Raw genomic sequence first — 4,325 nt, forward strand, 5'->3', positions numbered from 1 at the left:
ATCCCCCAAAGGCCCTCTTCGCGTTCCCCTCGAACGCACACAATCGGTGACGCGGGGTGGAGCAGCCCGGTAGCTCGTCAGGCTCATAACCTGAAGGTCGCAGGTTCAAATCCTGCCCCCGCAACCACCGATACCGACAAACCAGAGTTTCCCTTGGTTTGTCGGTCTCTGTTAGATCGCCCTCCCGCAACCACCGAAACCGACATACCAGGCCCCCCTGATGCGAAAGCATCGGGGGGGCTGTCGGCGTTGGCGGAATTCCGCCGTTCCAGCCATTCGAGGATGGTGCCAAACTCGCCGTGAAGCATGGCGTTGACCTCTCCACGCTTGTCGCCGGGTGTGAGAACGATGCGCTCGATGAGAGCGCGCAGTGCGTCGGCCGCCTCCTGTCGCTCCTCCGGATGAGCCAGAGCTTCCGCAAACCGCGCAACCTTTCGGCGGTAAATCTCCGAAATATTCGGATGGATGTCCGGTACGTCAGCGGGCGCCGCAGCAAGCCGAGCGCGGATGGCATCTTCCCGCGCCTCCAGTTCAAGCAGCTGATCGACGAGCGAGCGCGTCCCCTTGCCTTCCGTAGCAAGCGTCACCAGCCCTTTGATCGCCTTCAGAACCTTGTCCAGCTCAGCCCGATCTGCGATGTCTGTGGCGCGACGCTGGCGATTGAAGCGATTGGTTTCCTCGACGCAGGTGCGAATTGCTTCGGCAGCGACCTCCGGACTCATTAAGCGGTCACGTAGGCCGTCGAGAACACGCGCCTCCAACTTCTCTCGCGCAATGCTGTGCCCGTTGGAACAGCTTCTCGTGTCGATATGATTCGAGCAGGCAAACCGCCCCTGCCCGCGAAGGGTATAAGACCCGCCACAGCAACCGCAGTAGACAAGGCCGGAAAGCAGGCTCTTCGGGCGATGAGTCCGATTCATCGCATTGTGAGCTGAGCGCGTCGCTTCGATGACGCCGGCATATTGAACCGCGATCTGTTCCTGTCGCGCCTTCGCAGCCTGCCACAATTCATCATCGAGAATCCGAAGATGAGGCACTTCGGTGATGATCCACTCGGACTGCGGGTTGATGCGGGAGACACGCTTGCCGGTCTGCGGGTTCTTCAGATAGCGGAGCCGGTTCCAGACCAGCTTGCCAATATAGAGTTCGTTGTTGAGCAAACCGGTCCCACGCTTTGCGTGCCCGCGGATCGTGGTCGACGTCCAGAGTTTGCCGGTCGGTGCGGCGATCCGCGCTTCATTGAGGCGGCAGGCAATCGCATGTGGGCTGAGACCGTTGGCGAACTGCCGGAAAACCTGACGCACGACTTCCGCTTCAGCATCGTTGATGGTGCGCTCACCGTGAACTGCCTCGCCCTCGCTGGAGAAGCGACGGACGACGTCATAGCCATAGCAGAGACCACCGCCCGATTTGCCTTTCTCCACGCGGCCGCGAAGACCGCGATGGGTCTTCTTGGCAAGATCCTTGAGGAACAGGGCGTTCATCGTGCCTTTGAGGCCGACATGCAGTTCCGAAACCTCGCCTTCGGCCAGTGTCACGATCTTCACGCCTGCGAAATGAAGATTCTTGTATAGCGTTGCCACGTCGGCCTGGTCGCGCGAGACACGGTCAAGCGCTTCGGCAAGCAGGATGTCGAAACGCCCCATCTGCGCATCCTGCAAGAGTGACTGGATGCCGGGACGAAGAATGACGCTCGCACCTGAGATCGCTGCGTCCTTATAGCTTCCGACGATGCGCCAACCTTCCCGAGCCGCTTGTTCACGGCAAATTAAAAACTGATCCTCAATGGAAGCAGGGCTCTGCTTATCATCGGAATAGCGGGCGTACAGCGCTGCACGGGTCATTTCTGTCTCCTGGATCGGAGAAAACGTAACATGATCTATTCCTCAGGCCAAACGAGGCACTGTTTGAATAGGATGTCTGCTTAAATTGTCGCCCTCTTGTAGCACGCCTTCCATCACGACGCCGCTAACCAGGAGGCGGTGAAAACGACACGGGCGATAGAAAACCTCCTGCACTGCCACCTGCGCATAATGTGGCGGCCGTGTTGTGGTACAGGCTGGTGGTCATCGCGGCGATTTCACGGAGGCCGACGTCGTCGGGACAATAGTCGCTGAGCAGGGCGTCAATGACAGAGATTTCAAATGCCGGCGCTGGTCTGCGCAGCACGTGCGACGATCAAGTCTTGCATGTCGGAAATTCCGACATTACATTCTACGGATGTAGTCGAATCGTGCGAGGCTTGAATGGCAACAGTTGCTCCTCCCGCGCCAACCGCTCCTGCCTTTCCCAAGGCGGATGTCATCAAGGCGCTCGTCGATGAATTGCTAGAAGTTGCACGCATCGAAGCGCAGTTGCGCGGCATCGCCCTGCCAAACGATAAGGGTGGTGCAATGAAGGCGCCGATTGCGCTGGACTCGCTTTCGGTCGTAGACACGCTTTGTGCTGTGGAGACGGTCATCGGAATCGAACTGCGCGATAATATTGTCCAGACTGGTGGTTACGCTTCAGTGGAAGAAGCGCTCGGCCATCTTGTCCCTCGTATCGAGAAAGTTTGGGTGAAGAAAAAAGGATCCAAGCCATGAACGGTATGGCTATCCGGCAGGAAAATGACGAGCTGGAGCGCAAGCAACTAGGTGACCGTCTCCGAGAGGCGCGCAAATATCTTGGGCTCAAGCAGGATGAGGTTGCGACCTATCTTAAAATTCCGCGCACCGCCCTTACCGATATCGAAAGCGGTCAGCGACGGGTTGAGGCAATTGAACTCATACGTCTTGCTAAGCTCTATCGCCAGTCAGTTGGCTATTTCACGGGGGAGGACGAAGCTTCGGCAAGCTTGCCGGCGGATGTGGCGCATCTCGCACGCCGCGTTGCCGATCTCTCGACCGACGACCGCGCTGAACTCAGTCGCTTTGCTGAATATCTGCGCGTTCGGTCGAGTGGGGGACAAGTCTGATCCATGGCTCGGGACTATGACGGCGCGGTGCGCGCGGGGACTATGGCGGCGGGCCGCTTGCATCGCCAACTCGGTACTCAGGCCCTTATCGAGAGCCAGGGAGGCAATATTGATGTGTTTGGGGCGATCCATGCGCTCGGCCTACCGCTCCTGCTCCGTCCGCTCAAGGGGCTTCTCGGCGCTTATCTGAGCGCGCCGATACCGGGGGTTCTGGTAACGACTGAGCGGCCGATGAGCATCCAGCGCTTCACTGCAGCGCACGAACTCGGCCATTTCTCGATGAAGCACGAACCCAGCCTTGACGATGAAAGCATTCTTCGTCGCATGCCGATGAGCCCGGAACCGGGCCAGGCTTTCGAGGAAACCGAAGCCGACGCATTTGCGGTCGCTTTCATGATGCCCAAATGGTTGATCGGCCTGCACTGTGCCCGTCAGGGTTGGCAGGCGAGTGACCTTCGGCGTCCTAATATCGCCTACCAGCTCTCGCTGCGCGTCGGTGCGAGCTATGAAGCAACGTGCCGCACGCTCGTCCGCTATGGCATCATCACGCCCGCAATTATGCGCGAACTGCTCGATATCCAGCCGCGTAGCCTCAAGGTGAATCTTCTCAAGGATTATCGCCCCGAAAATTATCGCGGCGATGTTTGGCTGCTGACCGAGCGAGACGAGGGCACGCAGTTAGACGGCAGCCGCAATGATCTGTTTGTGCTGCGGCTGCAGGAAGACAGCGGCGGCGGTTACCTCTGGGATCTTGACCAGCTAATCGCCAGCGGATTTGCGGTCGTGCGTGACGAAAGGGAAGCCTTCGAAGCCGATGCGATCGGCGGCCCGACCGTCCGCCGCGTCACCGCCGCGCCCGAGGAAGCCCAGCGCGGTCGCATGTCGCTAAGCGAACGGCGCCCTTGGCAGCCGACCATGACCCATGCGAGCCTGACCATCGAGTTCGACCTCACCGGGCCAGAACAGGAGGGCCTGTCTCGCGCCGAGCGGCGCCATCTGCTCGAGGCTGCCTGACCCCATGATCGATATCGTGACTGATCTTCGGCCAATGTTCGGCCCTGTCCGCGATCAAGGCGCGCGGCCGACCTGCCTCGCCTTTGCTGCGAGCGACGCGCATGCCGCCTTGCGGAACGGTTGGACGCCGCTTTCCTGCGAGTTCGCTTATTATCACGCACAACGTCGCGCGAAACGGTCGCATCAGAGCGGCGCAACTTTGTCGTCGATGCTCGAAACGTTGCGGACTGAGAACACCGGGAATAAAAGGGGCCACGGACCGGACCGGAGCACCGGGATAAAAAAGGGCCAGTCCTGTTAGACCTTCGCTTTTGTGCGGAGGTGGAAGGATGAAGAGAGTGGAGCTTTATCAGAA

4 protein-coding genes, 1 tRNA gene and 1 pseudogene are annotated in these 4,325 nt (G+C 59.4%); 5 read left to right on the plus strand and 1 reads right to left on the minus strand.

Features of this window, described 5'->3' with window-relative positions; all coding sequences use genetic code 11:
* Positions 1 to 50: 50 nt before the first annotated feature.
* Positions 51 to 127 (plus strand) — tRNA-Met (locus C2R25_RS17265).
* 172 nt (positions 128 to 299) lie between these two features.
* Positions 300 to 725, plus strand: a complete 426-nt coding sequence (locus tag C2R25_RS21080; RefSeq protein WP_233204107.1) for a hypothetical protein — start codon at positions 300 to 302, stop codon at positions 723 to 725.
* A gap of 66 nt (positions 726 to 791) precedes the next feature.
* Here the strand turns inward: C2R25_RS21080 and C2R25_RS21085 are convergent.
* Positions 792 to 1,844 (minus strand): annotated as a pseudogene (locus C2R25_RS21085) (recombinase family protein); the annotation flags it as partial.
* A 402-nt stretch (positions 1,845 to 2,246) separates the two neighbouring features.
* Between C2R25_RS21085 and C2R25_RS17275 the strand changes: the two are divergent.
* Genes C2R25_RS17275 through C2R25_RS17285 form a run of 3 tightly spaced genes read left to right on the plus strand, consistent with a single transcriptional unit; the run spans position 2,247 to position 3,970 of the window.
* Positions 2,247 to 2,585, plus strand: a complete 339-nt coding sequence (locus tag C2R25_RS17275) for a hypothetical protein (protein ID WP_103730399.1) — start codon at positions 2,247 to 2,249, stop codon at positions 2,583 to 2,585.
* Complete coding sequence (locus C2R25_RS17280; RefSeq protein WP_103730400.1) at positions 2,582 to 2,956, plus strand: helix-turn-helix domain-containing protein; 375 nt, start codon at positions 2,582 to 2,584, stop codon at positions 2,954 to 2,956. The genes C2R25_RS17275 and C2R25_RS17280 overlap by 4 nt, the downstream gene beginning before the upstream one ends.
* A gap of 3 nt (positions 2,957 to 2,959) precedes the next feature.
* Positions 2,960 to 3,970, plus strand: coding sequence for an ImmA/IrrE family metallo-endopeptidase (locus C2R25_RS17285; RefSeq protein ID WP_103730401.1), 1,011 nt, complete (start codon positions 2,960 to 2,962; stop codon positions 3,968 to 3,970).
* The last annotated feature ends 355 nt before the right edge of the window (positions 3,971 to 4,325 follow it).

The sequence above is a fragment of the Novosphingobium sp. HII-3 genome, from assembly GCF_002916655.1.
GTDB classification, from domain to species: Bacteria; Pseudomonadota; Alphaproteobacteria; order Sphingomonadales; family Sphingomonadaceae; genus Novosphingobium; species Novosphingobium panipatense.

Excerpts from the sequence above, each read along its gene's own strand:
- C2R25_RS17285 (WP_103730401.1), top strand. The coding sequence starts at position 2,960 with ATGGCTCGGGACTATGACGGCGCGGTGCGCGCGGGGACTATGGCGGCG.
- C2R25_RS17275 (WP_103730399.1), top strand. The coding sequence starts at position 2,247 with ATGGCAACAGTTGCTCCTCCCGCGCCAACCGCTCCTGCCTTTCCCAAG.
- C2R25_RS17280 (WP_103730400.1), top strand. The coding sequence starts at position 2,582 with ATGAACGGTATGGCTATCCGGCAGGAAAATGACGAGCTGGAGCGCAAG.